This is a genomic window from Pluralibacter gergoviae ATCC 33028 = NBRC 105706, from assembly GCF_001598855.1.
Lineage (GTDB): Bacteria > Pseudomonadota > Gammaproteobacteria > Enterobacterales > Enterobacteriaceae > Pluralibacter > Pluralibacter gergoviae.
On the sequence record NZ_BCZS01000015.1, the window covers coordinates 34,850 to 58,849 of the forward strand.

General features: G+C 58.2%; 25 protein-coding genes. 14 read left to right on the forward strand and 11 right to left on the reverse strand.

The features are described 5' to 3' along the window. Window positions 1-90: 90 nt before the first annotated feature. The gene (ldtB, locus tag ENGE1_RS15545; protein ID WP_043085001.1) at window positions 91-1,011 is read left to right on the forward strand and encodes a L,D-transpeptidase; all 921 of its coding nucleotides are present in this window, start codon (window positions 91-93) and stop codon (window positions 1,009-1,011) included. Window positions 1,012-1,071: 60 nt separating this feature from the next. Here ldtB and ENGE1_RS15550 read toward each other — a convergent pair whose 3' ends face one another. The 4 genes from ENGE1_RS15550 to mntR form a co-directional block, all read right to left on the reverse strand. Next, window positions 1,072-1,785: a GntR family transcriptional regulator gene (locus tag ENGE1_RS15550; protein WP_043085003.1), complete on the reverse strand. Its 714-nt coding sequence runs from the start codon at window positions 1,783-1,785 to the stop codon at window positions 1,072-1,074. Window positions 1,786-1,815: 30 nt separating this feature from the next. Next, a complete protein-coding gene (locus ENGE1_RS15555; RefSeq protein ID WP_048273009.1) occupies window positions 1,816-3,189 on the reverse strand; it encodes a glycoside hydrolase family 1 protein in 1,374 nt (457 codons plus the stop codon). Window positions 3,190-3,340: 151 nt separating this feature from the next. Beyond that, entirely contained in the window at window positions 3,341-4,453 is a 1,113-nt protein-coding gene (locus ENGE1_RS15560) for an anion transporter (RefSeq protein ID WP_048253109.1), read from the reverse strand. Then, a complete protein-coding gene (gene mntR / locus ENGE1_RS15565; protein ID WP_048253108.1) occupies window positions 4,450-4,920 on the reverse strand; it encodes a manganese-binding transcriptional regulator MntR in 471 nt (156 codons plus the stop codon). The genes ENGE1_RS15560 and mntR overlap by 4 nt, the downstream gene beginning before the upstream one ends. 179 nt (window positions 4,921-5,099) lie before the next feature. On the opposite strand from mntR, the gene mntS reads away from it, so the two are divergent. Next, entirely contained in the window at window positions 5,100-5,225 is a 126-nt protein-coding gene (gene mntS / locus ENGE1_RS15570; protein ID WP_043085013.1) for a manganase accumulation protein MntS, read from the forward strand. Between the two features lie 234 nt (window positions 5,226-5,459). Then, window positions 5,460-7,043 carry a phosphoethanolamine transferase gene (locus tag ENGE1_RS15575; protein ID WP_048253107.1) on the forward strand — a complete coding sequence of 528 codons (1,584 nt, stop codon included), beginning with the start codon at window positions 5,460-5,462 and terminating at the stop codon, window positions 7,041-7,043. Between the two features lie 58 nt (window positions 7,044-7,101). On the opposite strand, the gene ompX is transcribed toward ENGE1_RS15575, so the two are convergent. Next, window positions 7,102-7,617 carry an outer membrane protein OmpX gene (gene ompX, locus ENGE1_RS15580; RefSeq protein WP_048273008.1) on the reverse strand — a complete coding sequence of 172 codons (516 nt, stop codon included), beginning with the start codon at window positions 7,615-7,617 and terminating at the stop codon, window positions 7,102-7,104. 350 nt (window positions 7,618-7,967) lie between these two features. Between ompX and rhtA the strand changes: the two genes are divergently transcribed. Continuing rightward, a complete protein-coding gene (gene rhtA / locus ENGE1_RS15585; protein WP_048253105.1) occupies window positions 7,968-8,855 on the forward strand; it encodes a threonine/homoserine exporter RhtA in 888 nt (295 codons plus the stop codon). Between the two features lie 268 nt (window positions 8,856-9,123). Next, window positions 9,124-9,627 (forward strand): DNA starvation/stationary phase protection protein Dps, encoded by a 504-nt coding sequence (dps, locus tag ENGE1_RS15590; protein WP_043085018.1) that lies wholly within the window; start codon window positions 9,124-9,126, stop codon window positions 9,625-9,627. A 117-nt stretch (window positions 9,628-9,744) separates the two neighbouring features. Here dps and ENGE1_RS28485 read toward each other — a convergent pair whose 3' ends face one another. After that, entirely contained in the window at window positions 9,745-9,921 is a 177-nt protein-coding gene (locus ENGE1_RS28485; protein ID WP_155409062.1) for a hypothetical protein, read from the reverse strand. 51 nt (window positions 9,922-9,972) lie between these two features. Here ENGE1_RS28485 and glnH point away from each other — a divergent pair, with 51 nt between their 5' ends. From glnH to ybiO, 4 genes are all read left to right on the forward strand, one after another. Continuing rightward, window positions 9,973-10,719: a glutamine ABC transporter substrate-binding protein GlnH gene (glnH, locus tag ENGE1_RS15595; protein WP_043085020.1), complete on the forward strand. Its 747-nt coding sequence runs from the start codon at window positions 9,973-9,975 to the stop codon at window positions 10,717-10,719. 106 nt (window positions 10,720-10,825) lie between these two features. Next, on the forward strand, window positions 10,826-11,485 hold the full coding sequence (gene glnP, locus ENGE1_RS15600) for a glutamine ABC transporter permease GlnP (RefSeq protein ID WP_043085021.1): 660 nt from the start codon (window positions 10,826-10,828) through the stop codon (window positions 11,483-11,485). Then, on the forward strand, window positions 11,482-12,204 hold the full coding sequence (gene glnQ / locus ENGE1_RS15605; protein WP_043085023.1) for a glutamine ABC transporter ATP-binding protein GlnQ: 723 nt from the start codon (window positions 11,482-11,484) through the stop codon (window positions 12,202-12,204). Before glnP ends, glnQ begins: the two co-directional genes overlap by 4 nt. Window positions 12,205-12,297: 93 nt before the next feature. After that, window positions 12,298-14,496 (forward strand): mechanosensitive channel protein, encoded by a 2,199-nt coding sequence (gene ybiO, locus ENGE1_RS15610; RefSeq protein WP_048253104.1) that lies wholly within the window; start codon window positions 12,298-12,300, stop codon window positions 14,494-14,496. Between the two features lie 4 nt (window positions 14,497-14,500). On the opposite strand, the gene rlmF is transcribed toward ybiO, so the two are convergent. Then, entirely contained in the window at window positions 14,501-15,409 is a 909-nt protein-coding gene (gene rlmF, locus ENGE1_RS15615; RefSeq protein WP_048253103.1) for a 23S rRNA (adenine(1618)-N(6))-methyltransferase RlmF, read from the reverse strand. Window positions 15,410-15,503: 94 nt separating this feature from the next. Here rlmF and ENGE1_RS15620 point away from each other — a divergent pair, with 94 nt between their 5' ends. The 3 genes from ENGE1_RS15620 to ybiJ all read left to right on the forward strand — a co-directional run bounded on the left by ENGE1_RS15620 (window position 15,504) and on the right by ybiJ (window position 17,243). After that, a complete protein-coding gene (locus ENGE1_RS15620) occupies window positions 15,504-16,118 on the forward strand; it encodes a flavin reductase family protein (protein WP_043085026.1) in 615 nt (204 codons plus the stop codon). A gap of 159 nt (window positions 16,119-16,277) precedes the next feature. Further along, window positions 16,278-16,541, forward strand: a complete 264-nt coding sequence (gene mcbA, locus ENGE1_RS15625; RefSeq protein WP_048253102.1) for a DUF1471 family periplasmic protein McbA — start codon at window positions 16,278-16,280, stop codon at window positions 16,539-16,541. Window positions 16,542-16,982: 441 nt separating this feature from the next. Continuing rightward, complete coding sequence (gene ybiJ / locus ENGE1_RS15630; protein ID WP_043085029.1) at window positions 16,983-17,243, forward strand: DUF1471 family protein YbiJ; 261 nt, start codon at window positions 16,983-16,985, stop codon at window positions 17,241-17,243. A gap of 108 nt (window positions 17,244-17,351) precedes the next feature. Here the strand turns inward: ybiJ and ybiB are convergent, their stop codons facing one another. The 3 genes from ybiB to ENGE1_RS15645 form a co-directional block, all read right to left on the reverse strand. Further along, window positions 17,352-18,314: a DNA-binding protein YbiB gene (ybiB, locus tag ENGE1_RS15635; protein WP_048253101.1), complete on the reverse strand. Its 963-nt coding sequence runs from the start codon at window positions 18,312-18,314 to the stop codon at window positions 17,352-17,354. A gap of 13 nt (window positions 18,315-18,327) precedes the next feature. Further along, on the reverse strand, window positions 18,328-20,472 hold the full coding sequence (gene dinG, locus ENGE1_RS15640; protein ID WP_043085031.1) for an ATP-dependent DNA helicase DinG: 2,145 nt from the start codon (window positions 20,470-20,472) through the stop codon (window positions 18,328-18,330). Between the two features lie 84 nt (window positions 20,473-20,556). Next, on the reverse strand, window positions 20,557-20,871 hold the full coding sequence (locus ENGE1_RS15645; RefSeq protein WP_048253100.1) for a YebG family protein: 315 nt from the start codon (window positions 20,869-20,871) through the stop codon (window positions 20,557-20,559). Window positions 20,872-21,063: 192 nt separating this feature from the next. On the opposite strand from ENGE1_RS15645, the gene ENGE1_RS15650 reads away from it, so the two are divergent. After that, window positions 21,064-21,777, forward strand: a complete 714-nt coding sequence (locus tag ENGE1_RS15650) for a hypothetical protein (RefSeq protein WP_048253099.1) — start codon at window positions 21,064-21,066, stop codon at window positions 21,775-21,777. 191 nt (window positions 21,778-21,968) lie between these two features. Beyond that, complete coding sequence (locus tag ENGE1_RS15660; RefSeq protein ID WP_048253098.1) at window positions 21,969-22,448, forward strand: Hcp family type VI secretion system effector; 480 nt, start codon at window positions 21,969-21,971, stop codon at window positions 22,446-22,448. A 29-nt stretch (window positions 22,449-22,477) separates the two neighbouring features. Here ENGE1_RS15660 and rhlE read toward each other — a convergent pair whose 3' ends face one another. After that, on the reverse strand, window positions 22,478-23,839 hold the full coding sequence (rhlE, locus tag ENGE1_RS15665; protein ID WP_048253097.1) for an ATP-dependent RNA helicase RhlE: 1,362 nt from the start codon (window positions 23,837-23,839) through the stop codon (window positions 22,478-22,480). Window positions 23,840-24,000 lie beyond the last annotated feature (161 nt).

The following is a 24,000-nucleotide window of genomic DNA, read 5'->3' on the forward strand; positions in this document are numbered from 1 at the left end:
TGTAACCGGAAATGCACATATAATGCGCTCCCATCAATCGTTTTTATTAACGCAACCAACAGCCTGTCGGGCAGTGATACTTCGAACAATATGAAAATGAAATTATCTACGCTTTTCGCGGCGGCCTTTGCCGTCATAGGCTTTTGCAAAAGCGCCTCTGCAGTGACCTATCCGCTGCCTACTGACGGAAGTCGTCTGATTGGCCAGAACCAGGTGGTCACTATCCCTGACGATAACAAACAGCCGCTGGAGTACTTCGCCGCACAGTATCAGATGGGACTGTCCAACATGACCGAGGCTAACCCCGGTGTGGACGTTTACCTGCCGAAAGGCGGCACCGTGCTCAATATTCCGCAGCAGCTGATCCTGCCGGATACCGTGCATGAAGGGATCATCATCAACAGCGCCGAGATGCGCCTTTACTACTATCCGAAAGGCACCAACACGGTGATCGTGCTGCCGATCGGTATCGGCCAGTTGGGTAAAGACACGCCGATCAACTGGACCACCAAAGTTGAGCGCAAGAAAGCCGGCCCGACCTGGACGCCGACTGCCAAGATGCACGCGGAGTACGCCGCCGCGGGCAACCCGCTGCCCGCCGTGGTGCCGGCCGGCCCGGATAACCCGATGGGCCTCTACGCGCTCTACATCGGCCGCCTGTACGCCATCCACGGCACCAACGCCAACTTCGGTATCGGCCTGCGCGTGAGCCACGGCTGCGTGCGCCTGCGCAATGACGACATCAAGTTCCTGTTCCAGAACGTGCCGGTTGGCACCCGGGTGCAGTTCATCGACGAACCGGTCAAAGCCACCACCGAGCCGGACGGCAGCCGCTACGTGGAAGTGCATAATCCGCTTTCCACCACCGACGCCCAGTTTAACGGCGATGAAGTGGTACCGATCACCCTGAGCAGCGCCGTGCGCAAGGTCACCGATCAGGCCGACGTCGATACCGGCGTACTGGACCAGGCGGTACAGAACCGCTCCGGGATGCCGGTGCGCCTGAACTGACCGACTGTTCCGCAATAGCAAAGGGCGAGTGTGAACTCGCCCTTTTTGTTTTTATTACGCTTAACCGTTGTTGACGATCGTGATGCCGCCGTGGTCGTAGCGGTAGCGGCAGCGGGCATACTCCAGCGGCGTGCCGTCCTCCAGATAGATAACCTGCTCCACCTCCAGCAGCGGATCGGACGCCTCGCACTGCAGGTGCTGCTGCTCAGGCGCGCCGGGTTTGACGGCGCGCACGATCCGATGCGAACCCATCATCTTCAGCCCAAGCCCGGCGACATACTCAAATACCGACCCCTCAAGATGGCCCTTGTTCATCCCGGGCACCAGCGCGACCGGCATCACCGTCGCGTCCAGCGACAGCGGCTCGCCGTTGAGCAGACGCAGGCGCATAAAGTCATACACCGGCGCGTCGGGGTCGATTAACAGCGCCGCCTGCTCCTCGTCGGTCGGGAAGCGCACGTCAAAACGCAGCACGCGGCTCGTTATCTCTCCCCTTCCCTCCCAGGTTTTGGTGGCGCCGAAGTAGTCGCTGCCCGGCAGATCCCACTGCGACAGCTGGCGGAAATTCTTACGCACGAAGGTGCCCTGCCCCTTGCGGGTATAGATAAGCCCCTCAACGATCAGCTGGCGCATCGCCTGCTGAATAGTCATCCGGCTGGTGCCGAACTCCGCGGCCAGGGCAAACTGATCGGGCAGCGGCTGCCCGTCCGGGTAGCGCCGGCTGACGATCCGCGTTTTGATCTCCCGCGCGATGGTCTGATACTTCGCCGCCATGAACTGCTCCTTAAAGAAGAATGCTGCAGATTACATTGCTTCACCGTTGCTGTGAATCAGCGCCTTCAGCCAGCCGTAGCTTTTCTTCGGTACCCGCTTCAGATCTTTTAAGTCATGATTTTCACGGTTGACGTACACCACGCCGTAGCGTTTGCGCATGTCTCCCTGGGAGCTGAGGATATCGATAAGTCCCCATCCGAGGTAGCCCATCACCTCGGCGCCGTCCTCAAAAATCGCCTGCTTCATGGCGGCGATATGATCCCGGTGATAGCGAATGCGGTAGTCGTCGGCGATCGGGTTGACGCCGTCCCAGGACTCGATCGCCCCGATGCCGTTTTCTATCGGGAAGACCGGCAGCCGCCAGTTATTGGCGTACCCGGTGATAATGGTGCGAAAGCCGAGCGGGTCTATCTGCCAGTTCCACGCCGTCGCCTCCAGGTAAGGGTTGGGCCGGTCGCCGGACTGCATATAGTTGTTCACCGCCGTACCGGGCGGGATCGCCGAGCTGTCGAGGGTGCGGCTGGCGTAATAGCTGAAGGCGAGGAAGTCATTTTTCACGCTGGCCAGTAGATCCAGGTCTTCAGGCAGGTAGATGTCCTCGAAGCCCTCCCGCGCAACCACCGCCATTACCTCGGGGCTGTAGCCCTGGCCGGCGAACACCCGCAGCAGGTTCTGATTGAGGAACTCGTCCAGCTGCCGGGCGCACAGAATATCCTGCGGTTTGCAGGTCGCCGGATAGACCAGCGCGTGGGCCAGCATGCCGCCCATCAGCTGCTGCGGACAGGTTTCCTGGAGATAGCGCGTCAGCCGCCCGTGGGCCACCATTACGTGGTGCTGGATTGCATAAAGCTCGCGCAGCGTTTTCTCACCGCGCAGGTAGCCCGAAATCAGAAAGGCGTCCGGCATGTGGTAGAGGTTCTGTTCGTTGAAGGTCAGCCAGTACTTCACCTTGTCGCCGAAGCAGTCGATCATTTTTTTGCCGTAGCGGACAAAGGCCTCCATCACCCGGCGGTCGCTGAAGCCGTTATACGCTTCCGCCAGCGCCAGCGGCATATCGAAGTGGTAGAGGCAGATCATCGGCGCAATGCCGCGGGCGATCAGGGCGTCGATAAAGCGGTGATAAAAGGCGATCCCCTCTTCATTAAACGCGCCGTCGCCGTCGGGGCAGACCCGGCTCCAGGCGATCTGAAAGCGGTAGCAGTTCATCCCCAGGTCCTGCATCAGGTCGAAGTCCTCTTCGTAGCGGTGGTAGGAGTCGGTGGCCACCTTCCAGTCGGAGGCAAACTCGGAGGGTTCTCGGATGTCGTATACCGACTTCCCTTTCCCGCCCTCGTTCCACGCCCCTTCGGTCTGCATACTGGAAACCGAGTTGCCCCATAAAAAATCCGCCGGCAGCGTCTTCATCGTATCGCCTCGTCTATGACTAGTCATTTAAATTTTATGACTAGTCATATACAAAGAAATCGCGCTGCAGAACAATCCGCGGCGGCGGATTTTGTGAACGAGGTAAAAAAGTCGGCGGCAGAAATGCGGGTCCGCTCGCGGATCCGGCAAATTAATGAATCAGCAGATAAAGCCCGAAGCCCGCCAGGATGGCCCACAGCAGCATCGGCACGGAAAAGAGGTGAAAGCGCCACCAGATGCGGCGGTCGCCGGCCATGCGCAGGGCGATAAGGTTCGCCAGCGAGCCCGGCAGCAGGCCAAAGCCGCCGACGTTCACCGCCCAGGCCAGCAGATCCGAGGGCGGTACAGCGTTGAGCAGCAGAATGGTCGCGGGAACGTTGCTGATAACCTGCGATAGGCCGATAGCCGTCAGCCACAGGCCGCCGTCGGAAAGCAGCCCCACCTGGGCGAGGGCGTGGTGCAGCGCGGGGAGCTGGGTCAGCAGGTGCACGTCGATAAACATCGCCATAAACACCAGCAGCAGCGTCCAGTCGACGCGGACCAGGATTTGCCGCTCGAGGAGCAGAAAGCCCGCCGCCACCGCCGCAAGCCCCCAGAGCTCAAGGCACATCTCCAGCGCGGCGAGAAAAATCAGGTACAGACCGAGGCAGCTCCAGACCAGCTTAGGCCTCCAGACCGGCAGCGCATCCCCGCTCTGAAAGCGCAGAGCCGCGCCGGAGAAGCAGCACCGGCACAGCGCCAGCAGGGTCAGCATCATTGCCAGCGCCAGGGGCACCATCTGCAGGCTGAAGTTGAAGAAAGAGAGCCCGGAGCGCCCCCACAGCAGGATGTTTTGCGGATTGCCGATGGGCGTCAGCAGCGAACCGGCGTTGACCGCCAGCGCCTCAAAGATAATCAGCCGGCTGACCGGCAGCGCACACCACTTTTTCAGCGTCAGGGTGAGCGGCACGACGATAAACAGCGCCACGTCGTTGGTAAGAAAGGTCGAGAGCAGCGCCGCCGCCAGCACCATAAACAGCGCCAGCCGCCGCTCGGTGGCAAAGCGGCGGGCCATTTTGCGGCCCAGTACGTCGAAGTAGCCGCTCATCTCGACGCCTTTGGTCAGCAGCATCAGGCCGCTTAAGGTGACGATGGTGTGCCAGTCAATGCTGGCGGGCCAGCCGCGGGGCCGGAAAGGAACGAAAAAAGAGAGGATAATGCCGGTGGCGATAAGCAGGTGCAGAAAGCGGTCGCGCCGCAGCGACCGCAGGAAAGGGAGGTTCATTCAGGCAGCGTCGCCTTGAGGGTAAACTGGCGAAAGCGCTCCAGGGTCTCTGCGCTGACGTGATGCTCCATGCCTTCCGCATCGCGGCGGGCGGTCTCCGGACTCACGCCGATGGTCAGCAGGAAATTCTCGACAATCTGGTGACGCTCGCGGCTCTCCTGCGCCAGCTTCTCGCCTTCGGGGGTGAGAAAAACGCCGCGCCAGGGGATCTGCTCAATCAGCCCAACGCCCGCCAGCCGCTTGAGCATCTTGGCGACCGTTGGCTGAGAGACGCCCAGGCGCGCCGCCATGTCGACCTGGCGGGCCTCGCCGACTTCGAGAATAAGATCGGAGATAAGCTCAACGTAATCATCAATCAGCTCCCGGCGGTGCGCCTCCCTGACCTGGCGAAAACCTTCGACGTGCTCTTCAACGTTTACTAACTGCGTCACTTTTTTCTGTCCTGGCCTTGCCGGGCGATTGCTCATGGTGCTTCCTCTTGCGTGACGTTCGTTGGTATCAGATAACGGCCGCTATTGTATCGGATCGTGCGGCAAGAACAAAAAATTAACGTTTTAGCCATAGCTAAGTAATATAGCCTGTGCTATATCTGTATGTAATACGAACATCCTTCACGGACGAAGGCGCAAAATGTTCAGGAGGTCCAATGAATGAACTGCAGAGGTGCTTAGCCGTGTTTAAACACTCCCCTTTCAAAGTACGCCTGATGCTGATTGATATGCTGTGCGACCTGTTCAGCGAAAAACCGCAGCAGGAAAAAAACCACCGCTAATGCGGCATCGCGGGATGCCGCACTTCCCCCTCGTCCCCATTTTCCCTCTTTTTACAGAAACTGTAATCTCCCTCGCAAAACAATTTGTTATGAACAGTTGACGCCGCAATACATCAACCTTATCTTCATGCTGCCCTGCAGCCCCTGCGCTTCGTAGACCCCTTCTTCGCGCACCGTCCGGCAGGTCTTCTCCTTAACGCCAGGGAGCACACATGGCGATGAATTAACTTGTTTATGAATATCACGCTGAAAGAAACGCTGGCCGCGCGCGCCATGGCCCTTAATCCGTGGATCGGATGCTATATTTTACTGTCGCTGCTGATTAATCTGGCGCTCGGCTACCCTTTCAGCCTGCTGTATACCGCCGCGTTTGCCGCCGTTCTGCACCTGCTCTGGCGCACCTCGCCCTGGCTAAACAGGGCGGTTGTCGGCGTCTGTTCCCTGACTGCCGCCCTGTACTATCCGTTTGCCCAGGCCTACGGTTCACCGAATTTTAACACCCTGCTGGCGCTGCACTCGACCAACGTTGAAGAGTCTACGGAGATACTGACGATTTTCCCGTGGTACAGCTACTGCGTGGGCCTGTTCATCTTCGCCCTCGGCGTAGCGGCGGTCCGCCGTAAAGCCTCGCCTGCCCGCCCCTGGAGCCGCATTGAGCTGCTGTGCCTGATTTTCAGCGTCAGCGCCCTTTTCGTGCGACCGGTGCAGGAGATGGCCTGGGACGGCAAGTTCCACCTCAGCAAGGTGGGCTATCCGGTAGCGCGCTTCGTCAACGATGTGCTGGACAGCAACCGCGACGTGCTTGACGAGCAGGCGCGGATGCTGGCGCTGGCCGGTAAGAAGGACACCTGGCACGTGCTGGCGGTAAAGCCCCGCTACCATACCTATGTCGTAGTTATTGGCGAGAGCGTGCGGCGCGACGCCGTGGGCGCCTTCGGCGGCCACTGGGACAACACGCCGTTTGCCAGCGAGGTCAACGGCACGCTGTTTACCGACTATATCGCCGCCAGCGGCTCCACCCAGAAGTCGCTGGGGCTGACGCTGAATCGGGTGGTCGACGGCAAGCCGCAGTATCAGGACAACTTTGTCACCCTCGCTAACCGGGCGGGCTTTCAGACCTGGTGGTTCTCCAATCAGGGGCAGATAGGCGAGTACGATACCGCCATCGCCAGCATTGCGAAGCGCGCGGATGAAGTCCAGTTCCTGAAAAACGGCGATTTTGAGGCCGATAAAAATACCTCGGACGACGAACTGTTGAAAATGACGGAGCAGGTCCTTTCGACAGAGCGGACGCCAAACCAGCTTATCGTCCTGCACCTGATGGGCTCACACCCCCAGGCCTGCGACCGCACCCGCGGCAAGTACGCCGAGTTTGTGCAGTCAAAAGAGACCTCCTGCTACCTCTACAGCATCACCCAGACCGATACGCTGCTGGCAAAGCTGTACGATCAGCTGCGCAATTCGGGCGACAGCTTCTCGCTGGTCTATTTCTCCGACCACGGACTGGCGTTTAAGGAGCGGGGCAAGCCGGTGCAGTATCTCGCCCACGATGATAAGTATCAGCAGAACTTCCAGGTGCCGTTTATGGTGCTCTCCAGCGACGATAAGGCGCACCGCATCATTAAAGCCCGCCGCTCGGCCAACGATTTTTTGCGCTTTTTTAGCCAGTGGACCGGCATCAAAACCCGGGAGATAACCAGCTCGTGGCGCTTTATCTCCGAGCAAAAAACCGGCCCGACGTATATCACCAACTTCAAACTGCAAAAGGTTGACTACACTCATCTCGGTAGCGACCTCTTTACCACCGGTCGTCGCTAGTTTTTTACAGGCATAAAAAAATCCGCCCGGGGGCGGATTTTAGTGATTACCGAAGCAATTAGAAGCTGTAACCAACGCCTGCGATCCAGGTGCCGACGTCTATGCTGCGGATACGGGACTGCTCGTAAGAGAAGTCAAACGCAACGTCTTTGATCGGGTTCAGCTGAACGCCCGCGCCGTAGGAGAAACCGGCATCGCGGAAGTCGTTCTTGTGACGCTGATCGTCAGTTTTCTGGAATTTACCGTAGCCAACGCCGACCACGCCGTAAACGCTCGCCCAGTCGTTGATGCGGTATGCAGGACCACCGGTCACGCCGTAGTACTGGCCTTTGTTGTACAGGCCGTCGCTGTCGGTGCGGCTTTTTTCGGTGTAAGTAAAGGAGCCAATCACGCCCAGCGGGCTATCGTCCCACTCGTAGCGGTACTTCAGGTTGAAACCATTCGCTTTGTTAGCAAAGCCCTGGAAATCACTCTGAGCGTAACCGCCGGAAACGGTAACCTGGCCTGCAACAGCAGAGCCTGCGGAGAAAGCCATAACCATGGCCAGTGCTGAAAGACATGCAATTTTTTTCATAACCACCTCAAATGTGCTTCAAGTAATCCGTAAGATTTAAATATATCAACAAATTTCAGGAAACTCTTGGTCAATCTCGTTGTCTAACCGGGTTTTTGGTGTAAGGAAATGTTTCCTTTTTACACATACTCTGTTAGAAATCAGAGAGTTTCCTGTTTATTTCGCTATTATGCGCTTAACAAATCTCGCGAATATCCGGATTAATCCGAAATTCACGCGATTTCTCTTAACGAACTGAACTTATTCTACGTTGCCCGACTGCGATTTTTTTCAACAATCGCTAAACCGCAACAGATTTATTCAATTACACTGCCCCTTTTACACTTCCTGATGATGTCTACGGAGAAAGGATGCCTGCCCCCTCGCGAAAAACCGCCGTCTGGTTACCCATCGTCGTCCTGCTTATCGCCATGAGCTCCATCCAGAGCGGCGCGTCGCTTGCCAAGTCGCTGTTTCCCCTGGTAGGCGCGCCCGGCGTAACCGCCCTGCGGCTGGCGCTGGGCACGCTTATCCTGGTGGTTATCTTTAAGCCCTGGCGACTGCGCTTCACCCGCGAGCAGCGGCTCCCGCTGCTGCTTTACGGCCTGTCGCTGGGGGCGATGAACTACCTTTTCTATCTCTCCATTCAGCGGATACCGCTGGGGATTGCGGTAGCGCTGGAGTTTACCGGACCGCTGGCGGTGGCCCTCTTCGGTTCCCGCCGTCCGATAGACTTTGTATGGGTTGCACTGGCGGTGGCGGGGCTGTGGTTTTTGCTGCCGCTCGGTCAGAACGCGGCCCACCTGGATCTGACGGGGGCCGCGCTGGCAATGGGCGCCGGCGCCTGCTGGGCGGTATACATCATCAGCGGCCAGCGCGCCGGCGAGGAACACGGGCCGGCCACCGTCGCCATGGGATCGCTTATCGCCGCGGCGGTATTTGTTCCCGTCGGCGTGCTGCAGGCGGGCGATGCGCTGTGGCACGGATCGCTGCTGCCGCTGGGCCTGGGCATCGCGGTCCTCTCTACGGCGCTGCCCTATTCGCTGGAGATGGTCGCCCTGACCCGCCTGCCAACCCGCACTTTTGGCACCCTGATGAGCATGGAGCCCGCGCTCGCCGCACTGTCCGGTATGATTTTCCTCGGCGAAACGCTCACCCTGAGTCAGACGCTGGCGCTGGGCGCCATCATTACGGCCTCCGTCGGATCGACGTTAACCCTGCGCCGGGAAACCCGGCTGGAAAATGTTGACGTTAATTAACCGCGCGGCATGCGGCTATTTTGACGATTATTTCTGCTTACAATATTCAGCCGCAGAAAATAGCGCGCGGGCAAAACAGATTCTCAGTCTAAAATTAAGAATCATTTACAAAAAAGTCGCTAACCCTCTGTTTAATAAACACTTAACATAAAACCTTATGTTCAGCGCTATTAAACCGATAGGCATTAACTTTCCTGCAAAGTTTTAAACCGGTGCTATACTTAATCCCGAAATTTACTGGGACAATCACATCAAGAGGATATGGATTATGAGTACCGCTAAACTGGTAAAAACCAAAGCATCTAATCTGCTTTATACCCGTAACGATGTATCGGACAGCGTAAAAAAAGCGACCATCGAGTTGCTTAATCGCCAGGTGATCCAGTTCATTGACCTGTCTCTGATTACCAAGCAGGCCCACTGGAATATGCGCGGTGCAAACTTCATTGCCGTTCACGAAATGCTCGACGGCTTCCGCACTTCCCTCGTAGGGCACCTGGATACCATGGCCGAGCGTGCCGTACAGCTGGGCGGCGTTGCCCTTGGCACTACCCAGGTTATTAACAGCAAAACTGCGCTGAAAAGCTATCCGCTGGACATTCATACCGTTCAGGATCACCTGAAAGAGCTGGCCGATCGCTACGCTGTCGTCGCTAACGACGTACGTAAAGCCATCGACGAAGCGAAAGATGAAGACACCGCCGACATCTTTACCGCCGCGTCGCGCGACCTGGATCAGTTCCTGTGGTTCATCGAGTCCAACATCGAGTAACCCGCCAGCTTTCGCCAAACAGCCCCTCTCCGGAGGGGTTTTGCACTTTTACAGTGCACCCCCACCGTTTACGCCCCGCAAAAGTTACCTATTTGTAATCATCACCTCACACAATCGTTAACGGAAGATTGTTTTATCACCGTAATTTACGCTAAATAAACGCTGGCGGCGCGCGCTGCGTAATACGCACCAAAATAGCGCACCAAAAAGGTGCATAAGCACCTGTTTGTGTGCAATTGCGCCTGCGCTGCGCTGCAAAAACAACAGGTTGTAAAACTGGCACGATTCTTTCATAGGCGAATCGTTCTCGCTGGGGATTTCCCCGTGGATATAAAAGGAAATGCTATGAAGTCTGTATTAAAAGTTTCCCTGGCTGCGCTGACGCTGGCCCTGGCGGTCTCAGCGCATGCGGCGGATAAAAAACTGGTCGTCGCTACCGACACCGCCTTCGTTCCCTTCGAGTTTAAGCAGGGTGATAAGTACGTCGGTTTCGATATCGACCTGTGGGCGGCTATCGCCAAAGAGTTGAAACTTGATTATACCCTCAAGCCGATGGACTTCAGCGGCATCATTCCTGCCCTGCAGACCAAGAACGTCGATCTGGCGCTGGCGGGGATCACCATCACCGACGAGCGCAAAAAAGCCATTGAGTTCTCCGACGGCTACTACAAGAGCGGCCTGCTGGTAATGGTCAAGGCCAACAATGACAGCATCAAGAGCGTGAAGGATCTGGACGGCAAGGTGGTGGCAGTGAAGAGCGGCACCGGCTCCGTTGACTACGCAAAAGCCAACATCAAAACCAAAGATCTGCGCCAGTTCCCGAACATCGACAACGCCTATATGGAGCTTGGCACCAACCGCGCGGACGCCGTTCTGCACGATACGCCAAATATCCTCTACTTCATCAAAACGGCAGGCAACGGCCAGTTTAAGGCCGTCGGCGAGTCTCTTGAAGCCCAGCAGTACGGCATCGCCTTCCCGAAAGGCAGCGACGAACTGCGTGAAAAAGTGAACGGCGCGCTGAAAAAGCTGCATGAAAACGGTGAGTACAACGAAATCTATAAAAAGTGGTTCGGCAGCGAGCCGAAATAACCGCCCCTGAATATAGCCCGGTGCCCGGCGGCGCGCTTCGCGCCCCGGGCCTGCTTTTATGGGCGACGCTTCGCCCTTGGTAACAACACGGTAACAGGAATGTATTATGGAGTTTGACTGGAGCGTCATCTGGCCAGCGCTGCCGGCGCTGCTGACCGGCGCAAAGATGACCCTGTGGATCTCAGTCCTCGGCCTCGCCGGCGGCATTATCATCGGCCTGGTCGCCGGTCTGGCGCGTACCTACGGCGGCTGGATAACCAATCACATCGCGCTGGTGTTTATTGAAATTATCCGCGGTACGCCGATCGTCGTGCAGGTAATGTATATCTACTTCGCCCTGCCGATGGCCATGCCGGATCTGCGCATCGATACGTTCACGGCGGCGGTGATCACCATCATGATCAACTCCGGCGCCTATATCGCCGAGATCACCCGCGGCGCGGTGCTGTCGATTCATAAAGGCTTTAGCGAAGCGGGCCTGGCCCTGGGGCTGTCGCGGCGGGAAACCATCCGCCACGTGATCATGCCGCTGGCCCTGCGCCGCATGCTGCCATCGCTGGGCAACCAGCTGATCATCAGCATTAAAGATACCTCGCTGTTTATCGTCATCGGCGCGGCGGAGCTGACCCGCAGCGGCCAGGAGATCATCGCCGGCAACTTCCGCGCGCTGGAGATCTGGACCGCCGTCGGCATCATCTACCTGATCATTACCCAGGTGCTGAACCTGGTGCTCCGCAGCCTTGAAAAGAGGATGAAAATCCTGTGATTGAATTTAAAAATGTCTCCAAGCACTTCGGCAAGACCCAGGTGCTGCACGATATCGACCTCAACATCACCCAGGGCGAGGTGGTGGTCATTATTGGCCCTTCCGGCTCCGGCAAGTCAACGCTGCTGCGCTGCATCAACAAGCTGGAGGAGGTCACCAGCGGCGATCTGATCGTCGACGGCCTGAAGGTCAACGATCCGAAGGTGGACGAGCGCCTGATCCGCCAGGAGGCGGGGATGGTGTTTCAGCAGTTCTATCTCTTCCCGCACCTCACGGCGCTGGAAAACGTGATGTTTGGCCCGCTGCGGGTGCGCGGCACCGCCAAAGCGGAAGCGGAAAAGCAGGCCAAAGCGCTGCTGGCAAAGGTGGGCCTCGCGGAGCGCGGACATCACTATCCGTCAGAGCTGTCCGGCGGCCAGCAGCAGCGCGTCGCTATCGCCCGCGCGCTGGCGGTAAGGCCGAAAATGATGCTGTTTGATGAACCGACCTCCGCCCTCGATCCGGAGCTGCGTCACGAAGTGCTGAAGGTGATGCAGGACCTGGCCGAAGAGGGAATGACGATGGTTATCGTCACCCACGAAATCGGTTTTGCCGAAAAGGTGGCCTCGCGGCTGATTTTCATCGATAAGGGCCGGATAGCCGAAGATGGCAATCCACAGGCGCTGATTGAAAACCCGCCCAGCCAGCGCCTGAGGGAGTTCTTACAGCACGTCTCTTAACACTCCGCCTCCCTCGCTTCCGGGCGAGGGAGCCCGCACTCTCCCGATAGCCGCTATACTTGTCATTTTGTTGAATTTTAAAGGGAGTCTTCCGTGCTGCGGTTCCTGCTACTTATCCTCTCGCTACTCTGCGCGCCGCTGCAGGCGGCGGTTCCCATTGCGCCGCCCTCCGCGTCGCAAAGCACCGAATCCGACGCCGCGCAGAAAAAAGCCGCCTACGCCGCGCTCGCCGATGTGCTGGAAAATGACGCCGCGCGTAAGGAGCTGATTGCCCAACTGCGCAGCGCCGCCGCCGCGCCGCCGGCCCAGGCAACGGCGGCGCTTACGCCGCCCCCGGCGCAGGAGGATAAAACCGTCCTTGAGAACCTCTCCCTCGTCGGGCGGCAGTTCAGCGATGCCTTCTCCTCCCGCTTTGCCCAGCTGTGGCGCAATATCTCCGGCGAACCGCATAAGCGCTTTAATCCGCAGACCTTCACCAATGCCCTGACCCACTTTCTGATGCTGGCGGCGCTGGTCTTTGCCCTCTATGGCCTGCTGCGCCTGGCCGTACTGCCGCTGATGCGCAGAATGGGCCACTGGGGGCGCAAGAAAAATCACGATCGCAGCAGCTGGCTGCACCTGCCGGCAACCATCCTCGGCGCCTTCGCGCTGGATATGCTGCTGCTCGCGCTGACGCTGTTCGTCGGCGAGCTGGTCAGCGACAAGCTTAATGCCGGTAACGCCACTATCGCCTTTCAGCAGAGCCTGCTCCTCAACGCCTTTGCGCTGATTGAGTTTTTCAAAGCGGTGCTGCGGCTGATTTTCAGCCCGCAGGTGCCGGATCTGCGCCCCTTCACCCTGCGGGAAGAGACGGCGCGCTACTGGTGCAGACACCTGAGCGCGCTGAGCAGCATGACCGGCTACGGGCTGATCGTTGCCGTGCCCATTATCTCGAATCAGGTCAACGTGCAGGCCGGGGCGCTGGCCAACCTGGTAATCATGCTCTCCATTACGCTGTGGGGGCTGTGGCTGATCGCCCACAATAAAAAGGCGATCACCCGCGGTCTGGTCGATCTGGCAGATCGCTCCCTGCCCTTCTTTAGCCTCTGCATCAGGATTTTCTCGCACATCTGGCACTGGCTGGCGGTTGCCTATTTCCTGGTGCTGTTCTTTTTCTCGCTGTTCGATCCGGGCAACAGCCTGAAGTATATGATGAGCGGCTCGCTAAAGAGCCTCGCCACCGTCGCTATCGCGGCCTTCGTATCGGGCATTCTGTCGCGCTGGATAGCCAAAACCATCACCCTCTCGCCGGAGATGCGGCGCAGCTACCCCGAGCTGCAGAAGCGGCTCAACGGCTGGATCTCTGTTTCGCTCAAGGCGGCGCGGATCCTGACCGTGTGCGTGGCTATCATGCTGCTGCTCAACGCCTGGGGGCTGTTTGACCTCACCCGCTGGCTGCACAGCGAGTCGGGAGAAAAGGTCGTTGATGTGCTGATCCGCATCGCGCTGATCCTCTTCTTCTCGGCGGTGGGCTGGACGCTGCTCGCCAGCCTGATTGAGAACCAGCTGGCCTCCGATCATCACGGCCGTCCGCTGCCCAGCGCCCGCGCGCGCACCCTGCTGTCGCTGTTCCGCAACGCCATCGCGGTAGTCATTACGACCATCACGGTGATGATTTTGCTCTCGGAGATAGGGGTGAATATTGCGCCGCTGCTGGCGGGGGCCGGGGCGCTGGGATTGGCGGTCTCTTTCGGCGCCCAGACGCTGGTCAAGGACATCATCACCGGCATCTTTATTCAGGTGGAGAACGGGATGGATACCGGCGATTTAGTGACGATCGGCTCGCTGACCGGCACCGTGGAGCGGATGTCGATTCGCTCGGTGGGCATTCGCATGGATACCGGGGCCTACTACATTATTCCCTGGTCATCGATAAGCACCTTCGCCAACTTCGTGCGCGGCATCGGCTCGGTGGTGGCCAACTACGACGTAGACCGCAGCGAAGATACCGACCGCGCTAACGACGCGCTGAAGGCGGCGGTCAGCGCGCTGCTGGCGCAGGAGGATATCCGCGGGCTTATCATCGGCGAGCCCTCCTTCTCCGGGCTGGTGGGCCTGACCAGCACCGGCTTCACGCTGCGGGTGTCGTTCACTACCCTGCCGCTCAAGCAGTGGACGGTGCGCTACGCGCTGGACGCCCAGGTGAAGAAGCACTTTGACGAGGCGGGGATCCGCGCCCCGGTGCAGACGTACCAGCTGCTGCCGGGCCCGGAGTCGGCGCCGCTGCCGCCCGGCGAGGCGCCGACGCTCTAGCGGCTCAGGCGTCGCGGCGGCGCCTGGCGTCATCCATAAAGGTCCAGGCAATGAAGCGGCTCTGCTTCTGCCCCTGGGCCATCTCTTTTTTTACCACCCTGACCGCCCCGGCGTCGTTTAGCGCGGGATAGATCAGCGGCAGATTGTCGCCGCGCGAGACCAGCGTGGTAAACCACTTCACCTGGCGGGCAAACTGGCGGCTCTCGGCAATCATTTTGCGGATAAAGGCCACCTCGCCCCCTTCGCACCACAGCTCCTGCTGCTGGCCGCCGAAGTTAAGGGCCTCATCCTGCCGCTGACCGAGGTTGCGGCGCTTGCGCTCGCTCCCCTGGCGGGCGCTGGCGGCCGAATCGTGGAACGGCGGATTGCACATGGTGGCGTGATAGCTCTCGTTCTTATGGATAGCGCCGGTGAGGATCGCCGCGGGATCTTTCTGCCTGCGCAGGCGGATCTGGCGGCTGATGCCCGGATTGGCATCAATGATGGCCTGCGCCGACTGCATCGCCTGCGGACTTATCTCCGTGCCGGTAAAGCGCCAGCCGTATTCGTGGCGGCCAATCAGCGGATAAATCAGATTGGCGCCGGTGCCGATATCCAGCACGTCGCAGGCGCCCTCCGCGCCGTCTTCCGCCAGCAGGTCCGCCAGGTGGTGGACGTAGTCCGCCCGGCCCGGCACCGGCGGGCAGAGAAAGCCGTCCGGAATATCCCAGCCGCTCACCGCGTAGAAGTGTGCCAGCAGCGCCTTGTTGAGCGCTTTCACCGCCTGCGGATCGGCAAAATTTATCGTTGGCTCGCCGGCGGGATTGTTGACAATAAACGCCGCCAGCGACGGCGTGGACTCGCACAGGGCGGGAAGATCGTAGCGGTCGCGATGGCGGTTGCGCGGGTGCAGTCCCGGCTTCTGGGGTTTCATAGCATTCTCCTGTTAACGGCTGCGTAAGATACCCGTTGACGGCGACGAGGTAAATAAGTGACGCTGGTCGGACACTCTCAGATCAAGGTGCTCTATGTATTTTTATCAGCCCAAAAGCGGCCACGGCCTGCCCCACGACCCGCTTAACGCGATTATCGGCCCCCGACCCATCGGCTGGATCGCCTCACTCAACGGCGAAGGCCAGCGTAATCTCGCGCCCTACAGCTTCTTCAACTGCTTCAACTACCGCCCGCCGATTATCGGCTTTGCCAGCAGCGGCTGGAAGGACAGCGTGCAGAACATCGTCGATACCGGCGAATTCGTCTGGAACCTGGCGACGGTGGAGCTTGCGGGGGCGATGAATGAGACATCGGCCACGCTGCCGCGCGGGGAGGATGAATTTGTCCGCGCCGGGCTGACGCCGGCGGCCAGCCGCCTGGTGAAGGCGCCGCGGGTAGCCGAGAGTCCGGTCAACTTCGAGTGCCGGCTCACCCAGTGCATCCAGCTTACCGCCGCCGACGGCGCGGCCATCGAGAGCTGGCTGGTCCTTGGCGAAGTGGTAGCGGTACATATCGACGAGTCGCTGCTGGAAGACGGTATCTATCAGACCGCCAGAGCCCGCCCCGCACTGCGCGCCGGAGGCCCCAGCGCCTACTACACCATTGATGAAAGCCTGCGCTTCGATCTGACGCGTCCGGATGCAAGATAGCTTTGACAAATCAGCCGCTTAATTGTGGCTGATTTGTCAACGCCTGGTCAGAAAATGTCATTCGAAAAACTGCGGCGCATCCACCAGGATTTTGCGCGATTTCTCCGCGCGCGGCGGCCTACACTTAAAAAGTCCCGCAGTAACAGAGAGGATGACGTGATGAAGAAAGTGCTAATCCCGCTGGCGGCCGGCGCGCTGTCTGTGCTCGCCTTCGCGGCCCTCGCCGCTCCCCAGCCTCTTACTGAAAACGATACCGGCCAGCTGCGCCCGGCGGGTACGGTTTCAGTCACCGGCGCCACTAACCTTGATGAACTGCAGCAGCGGCTGGCGGAAAAAGCCGGGCAGCAGGGCGCCACCGGCTACTCGATCAACGCGGCAGGCGGCACCAACAAGATGTACGGCACCGCCACTATCTACAAATAATTTGTTCCCCATCCGGCGCCCGTTTTTCTCCGCGGGCGCTGCATATCTTCCATTGACGCCACGCGTAAAAAACGTCAGTATAAAAAACTACACAAAACGACATTGTCGATAAATAAATTCAGTTATAAAGGTAAAAAGACGCTGATTTACAAAGTCATAGTCTGAAAAAACAAAATATCAAACTTTCCTTACGAGCACAGTTTTTAGCGATCGACGTCGCAAAATGTGCCTTAATTATCGCCAACTACACCCTTCGCTTTTTTACCTGCCTTGTTTGCAAAATTATTTATTAATAATCAATAAATTATTAATTATTCAATTTTTTTGATTTTGTCTGTCGATTCTATTCGATTTTATCTGCCATCGGAAAGCGTGATACTTCTCACATCGACAGAACAGAACAACATCACCTGCAAAAAACAACGCCGTGAGGAACTGACTATGAAAACTATCAAATCTGCTGCTATCGCTGTTGCACTCTCCGCGCTCTCTTTTGGTGTTTTCGCAGCTCAGCCTGTGACCCCCGCGCAAGCGCAGGGCATGCAGAAAGTAGGTACTGTTTCAGCCTACGGTGCGACGACGCTGGACGGAATGGAAGCGCAGTTAGCCGAAAAAGCGGCTGCCGCTGGCGCCACGGGCTATAGCATCACCTCTGCCACCAACAACAATAAAATCAGCGGCACTGCGGTGATCTACAAGTAATTGTGTGAAGTGAAGTGTATGAACCCTCATTGTTATTGATACTGCTGTTATTAACCCTTTTGCCCGCTCAGTGTGAGCGGGCTTTTTTTTGTCCGCCGTTTACCCGCGTTACCAGCAGTCGTTGACCCGCTGCATTCCCGCCTCCAGCGTCTCCACCTCCCCGGCTGCCAGCAGGCAGCAGGCCAGCTGCGTTTTAATCGGCGCCGGTATTGGCTCGACGCCCGCCGCGCAGCGCTCAACCCAGCGGGCGGTCACCTCGGGATCTTTAGACGCCGGCAGCGATACCGCAGGGCCCTCCTCCTGACGCTCAACCAGCACGCTGATGCCCCGGCGATCGATAAGGCTTATCTGCGGGCAGCGCTGCGGGTTGGCGTACACCTCGCCTTCCGTGCCGGGCATCAGCAGCGCCAGGCCGCCGATACTGGCAAAAAACTGCCCGACGCGCGGGATGTACTCGGGATGCGACACGCTGGAGAGGCGCAGGGCGGCATCTTCGGCAAAAGGCGTCGCCAGCTTAGCGAGCGTATGGGCGCTGTTGCGCACGCCCATACGCCAGCGCAGGGCCAGCTGCGCCTCCAGCGGCGGGCAGAGTGCGCTTACCGGCATCCATACCGGCTGATGGCCGTCAAGGCGGGCCTGCGCCTGCCCGGCGTGCAGCGCCGGTTCAATGCCGAGCAGCGAAAAAATCGTTTCGCTGACCACCCGGGTTGGATCGTGACTGACGCCGTGCACCAGCACCGGGAAGCCGAGCCGGTGCAGCAGTATCGCCAGCAGCGGCGTGAGGTTCGCCTGGCGGCGGGCGCCGTTGTAGCTTGGGATCACCACCGGCCGCGGCCTGCCGACCGGCGGCGTCAGCTTCACCGTGCGCTGCTGCATCGCCTCGTAAAAGCCGCGCATCTCGGCCTCGCCTTCGCCCTTGATGCGCAGGGCGATCAGAATACCGCCCAGCTCCAACTCGGGCACCTCGCCGCTGAGCATCAGGGTATAGAGTTCGCGGGCGGTGTCGGCGTCCAGATCCCTGGCGTGGTTTTTGCCCCGGCCAACCTCTTTAATAATATTGCGATAGTCCACGTGCCTGCTCCTGTTATCGCCTTCTGCGGCGAACGGTGTTGGTTTTTACCTTTACTATACCTTCAGGCGCGTCGGGCTGCTCAATAGGAAATACCGGCAGCGCGTTCAGCAGGCGCTGGCCGTAGCTTTTACTCAGCAGCCGCCGGTCGTAAATGATGACCTCTCCCCAGCAGTCGTGGCTGCGGATAAGCCTGCCGACCTGCTGAATAAGATTAAACGAGGCGCTCGGCAGGCTCTGCACTTCGAAGGGATAGCGCTTGAGGCTCTTAAGCCACTCGCCCTCGGTGATCACCACCGGGCTGTCGATAGGCGGAAAGGCGATTTTGTGGATATGTACCTGGCTTAGCAGCTCGCCCTTAAGATCGAGTCCTTCGGCAAACGACTGCAGCCCCACCAACACGCTGCGCTCGCCGCTCTCGACCCGCTTGCGGTGCAGCTCCACCAGCCGGTAGCGGGGCTGATCGCCCTGCACCAGCAGCATCAGCCGCAGATCCATCACGTGCTCAAGGAAGCGCTGCATCGCCCGGTTGCTGGCAAACAGCACCAGCATACCGCGGTGGGCCTCGCGCTCGACCTGCTGGCGAAAGAAGGCCGCCATCTCGGCGATATGCTGCTCTTCGTTCTCCATCAGCGGCTCATAGCGCATCTTCGGGATCAGAATTTTGCCCTGCGCCACGTGGTTAAACGGCGAGTCGAGGGCAACGAAGCGGTCGCCCGCCTTCTCTTTCAGGCCGCTCATCTCCTGCAGGCGGGAGAAGCTGTTGAGCGAGCGCAGGGTGGCGGAAGTGACGACGATATGCGGCACGCTGCGCCAGAGCAGCTTCTCCAGCTGATCGCTGACGCGGATACCGACACAGTGGAACCAGACGTGGGGCTGGCCGTCGCGCAGCTCGCGGGTCGCCCATTTACTGACCGGCGCGCCGGAGGCCTGGGCCAGCGACGCCAGCCGCCACAGCTTGCTCTGGGACTCAAACATGCCCAGCGCGCGGTTCATCTGCAGCAGGATGCGGTGCAGGCGCACGATATCGTGCGCGCCGGTCTTTTCGCTGAGATCGTTGAGAAACAGCTCCGCCAGGCCGCGCAGCATGTCGCTGAGCTTGGCCAGGCGCTGACAGTGTTCCATTACCTCTGCGGGCAGCTCGCCCATCGGGAAGCGATACTCGGCCTCCTGCCCGGAAGGCATCAGCAGGCCGAGGATGTTGTTCATGGCGGTAATGTGCTCGTGCAGCTCGCTGCAGTGGTCCGCCAGCCGCTCCGGCACCGCCAGCGGCGGGGTGGTTTTCGGGCGAAATTGCTCCATGCAGGTTGCCACCAGCTTGCAGAACAGATCCAGCTGCAGCCGGTACCAGCCGGGGGTGATTTCGGCGCTCATCTCCAGCGCGTCCCGGGCGACGTCCGGCAGGTGATGGCCCTCGTCGAGCACCAGCAGCAGATTCTTCGGCTCCGGCAGCACCGCCTCGCTCTCCATCGCCGCCATCACCAGCGCGTGGTTGGCGACCACCACCTCCGCCTCCTGGATCTCGCGGCGGGCCACGAAGAACGGGCATTCGCGGTAGTAGAGGCAGTTGCGGTTGAGGCAGCTGGCCTTGTCGGTACTCAGACGGCTCCACAGGGCGTCATCAATGGCCAGATCGGTATGATCGCGCAGGCCGTCCCACTTGTAGGTATCAAGCGTTCCTTTAAGCTTCGCGCACAGCTTCTGTTCGTCCTGGTTCTTCGGCGCCAGTTCATCGTCGAGAAATGCCAGCAGGTCCTGCTGGGTCGACTCCGAGGCGGAGAGCGCCGCCAGGTTACGCGGGCAGACGTAGCGCCCCCGGCCAAAGGCGGCGGTAAAGCGCAGATCGGGAATAATCTTTTTCAGCAGCGGCAGATCCTTGCTGAAAATCTGATCCTGCAGCGCCACGTTGGCGGTGCTGATCACCAGCGTTTTGTCCTCTTCTCGGGCAATGGCGATGCCGGGGATCAGATAGGAGAGGGTTTTACCGACGCCGGTCGGCGCCTCAATGGCAAGGTGGCGCCCGTCGTCTCCGGCAAGGGTTTTCGCCACGTCGGCGATCATCTGCCGCTGCGGCGATCGGGGAATAAAGTCCGGGATCTGTTGCTGGAGCGCCTTATACCAGGCGCCGATCTGCGCCTTCAGCGCGGCGGTGAGTGCCATTGAAACATCCGAATACTGTACAAACAGCCACTATTCTGGCACTTTCCGCCATGCGGGGCAAATGGCGCTGCCGCCGCGCGCACGTTACGCCGCCTTATCGCGCTTGCGCACCGGATGATCGCTGACGTTGGAAGGGGCGTCCTCATGAGTCTCGGCATCCGCTGCGGGCAGCTTGCCGCTTTTCAGCACGCCGGCAAGCGCATCTTTGTGTTCTGCCAGCCACATGCCCAGCGCGTCGCTCTGCGCTTCATCAAGCCCGGCCGGGCTCTGCTGCAGCCACTCCCCGAGCACGCAGGCCAGGTCCAGCATTTTGTCGTAAGCGTCAGCGTCCTTTTTATTCGCGAAAGCCATTTTCTCCTGCCCCTCTCTAACCACCACGTATTTGATTTCAACCGCCATGATGCCACCTCATTTAACTGTTTATTTATACAGTATATGGCGATTTACCGGATTGCGCAAGGAGGCTGAAACAGTCCAGTCCCGGACTGTTGGCGATAAGGAGATGTAAAATGTTGCCTGTGGCGATATTTTAGACAGGTGCAAGGTATACGTGCTGGCCGTAGGCCATTCGACATTACCAGGGAGGTCATCGTGTCGGCATCTGATTTATTGAGAGCAAAATTTCACTCTGACAGACAGCTTGCGCTCTATGCGCAGCATGGGTTTGATTCGACCCTCCAGGCTTCGCGGCAGGTTGCATCTGATATCTATGCGGGGCTGGAGCGCGTTAGCTGGTATTCAGCCTGCCTGATTCCTCGCTACCATGAGGTCTGTACAGAACTGTTCTCTGAAGACAAAAGAATGCTGCTTTCAATAAAATCAATTTATAGATATCGGGATGTAATACTTATATTGATTGAGCTTTATTTAACAAGCATTATTGACGACTATAATAATGGTAATGAGAAAAATAAAATTCAGCACGCTGTTATGACTGCTACCGGTACTTTAGCTCAATATACAACAGGAAAGGGAACCCGCCTGGCTCTGGCGATGACCGCTTCAAAGGCAATTGCAGAATCCGGATTTGTATCATCAACTATCTCTCTTCGGTTGAGTAAAAAACTACCTACTTTTATAGCTGCATTACAAGCAATCGGATTTGAGCAACATTGTGCAATGGCGGCAAGAAGATTAAAATCTCTTGATGCTAAATACTATGCTCTGCTTTACACCCTTGAACTTGAAATGCTCTATTACTATGTTGAGCCAATAATTTTAAAAATGGTAAAATCAATTATAAGCCATTATGGCATCCCAGTCGAGGAACTATTGGAAATAATAAAAAGGGAATTTAATGTTTAAGTCAATAATATCATTAATCATTACGGATATTCTTGTACCTTTAGGAATGATAGCTATAGGGATTATTTTCATGACATTTATTCCTGATTATTATTGGGTACCACCAACTATCATATGTATTGTTATCTACCTATATATCCTGGCAAAAATCTTGGAAAAACATGACGAATTAAAGTAATAAGGAGAAATAAATGTCAAACCCAGCCTATTTATGGTTAACCGACGATCGCGGTGCGCCAATGGAAGGATCATGTATGGTTTCCGGCCGCATTGGGGCTATCGAACTCTCGTCCCTGACCCATAACATTAATACCCCTACCGACAATCATACCGGTAAATTATCAGGAACACGGGTCCACGCCCCGATAATGTTCCAGAAGGATTTTGATAAAACTACTCCGCTTTTATATAAAGCCATTAGCCTGGGGTTAACCTTAAAATCGGCAACCTTCAAAATGTACACTATCGACGATGCAGGTATTGAGAGAGAATATTTTAATATCCTGCTGGCCAATGTAAAAATAGTCTCGATAACGCCGGACTTATATCCTGGCTCAGGCACCGGAAAACACCTTGAAACCATACTGATCAGATATGAAAAAATCATGTGGAAGCACTGTGAAGGCAACATCCAGTATACGGATGAATGGAATCAAAGAGTCACCATGTAAAAAGGGCCGCTTTCGCGGCCCTCTTCTGTTTACTGCGCAGCAGCAGGCTTGCGCGGACGGCGGCGGCGCGGCGCCCCTTCCCGGCGCGGCTGATCGCCGGCGGGTTTGTCCGTGCGGCGGGACTGGCCCTCACCGCTGCGCTTAGGCTGGCCGCTGCCGGCCGGACGGTCGTTGCGACGACCCTGACCCTGGCTCTGACCGCGACCGCCGCGGCCCTGGCGGCCGTTCTGGATAGGCTCGGCCTGGATGCTCGGGTCCGGATCGTAGCCCGGCAGGGCGATGCGCGGGATCTCTTTTTTCAGCAGCCGCTCGATGTCGCGCAGCAGCTTGTGTTCATCAACGCAGACCAGCGACAGCGCTTCGCCGGTGGCCGCCGCGCGCCCGGTGCGGCCGATGCGGTGCACGTAGTCTTCCGGAACGTTCGGCAACTCGTAGTTCACCACGTGCGGCAGCTCTTCAATGTCGAGCCCGCGGGCGGCGATATCGGTGGCGACCAGCACGCGGATGTCGCCGGACTTAAAGTCCGCCAGCGCGCGGGTGCGGGCGCCCTGGCTCTTGTTGCCGTGGATAGCGGCGCTGGTAATACCGTCTTTGTTAAGCTGTTCGGCAAGGTGGTTGGCGCCGTGCTTGGTGCGGGTAAACACCAGCACCTGCTGCCAGTTGCCTTCGCCGATCATCTGCGACAGCAGCTCCCGCTTGCGCTTTTTATCAACGAAGTGCACGTGCTGGGTCACCTGCTCGGAGGCGGTGTTGCGGCGGGCAACTTCGATCTCCAGCGGGTTGTGCAGCAGCTTTTCGGCCAGACCTTTTATCTCATCAGAGAAAGTGGCGGAGAAGAGCAGGTTCTGACGCTTCGCCGGGAGCTTCGCCAGCACGCGGCGAATATCGTGGATAAAGCCCATGTCGAGCATGCGGTCAGCTTCATCCAGCACCAGAATCTCAACGTCCTTAAGGCTGACGGCGTTCTGGTGCTCCAGATCGAGCAGGCGGCCCGGCGTCGCCACCAGAATGTCGACACCGCTGCGCAGCTTCATCATCTGCGGGTTAATGCTGACGCCGCCGAAGACCACCATCGAGCGGACGTTAAGGTATTTACTGTAGTCGCGAACGTTTTCGCCAATCTGGGCGGCCAGTTCGCGGGTGGGAGTGAGGATCAGCGCCCGCACCGGGCGGCGGCCCTTCGCATGGGGCTCCCGCTGCACCAGCTGCTGAAGCAGCGGCAGGGTAAAGCCGGCCGTTTTACCGGTCCCGGTCTGGGCGCTGGCCATCAGATCGCGGCCCTGCAGCACGGCAGGAATCGCCTGCTGCTGAATAGGGGTCGGCTGGTGATAGCCCTGCTCGGCAACGGCGCGCAGGATCTCGGCATTCAGGCCAAGGGTTTCAAAAGACATAACAACTCCGAACCGCCCCGACCATGACAGGTGTAGTTTTCAGGGAGATAGTAACGACGTATTTGACAAAAACCACAATGTCAGCAAGCGTCGGATTGTAGCAGTTTTTGTGACGGGCCGCATAAATTATCACTCCGCCGTTTATCTACGGGACGTTTTAT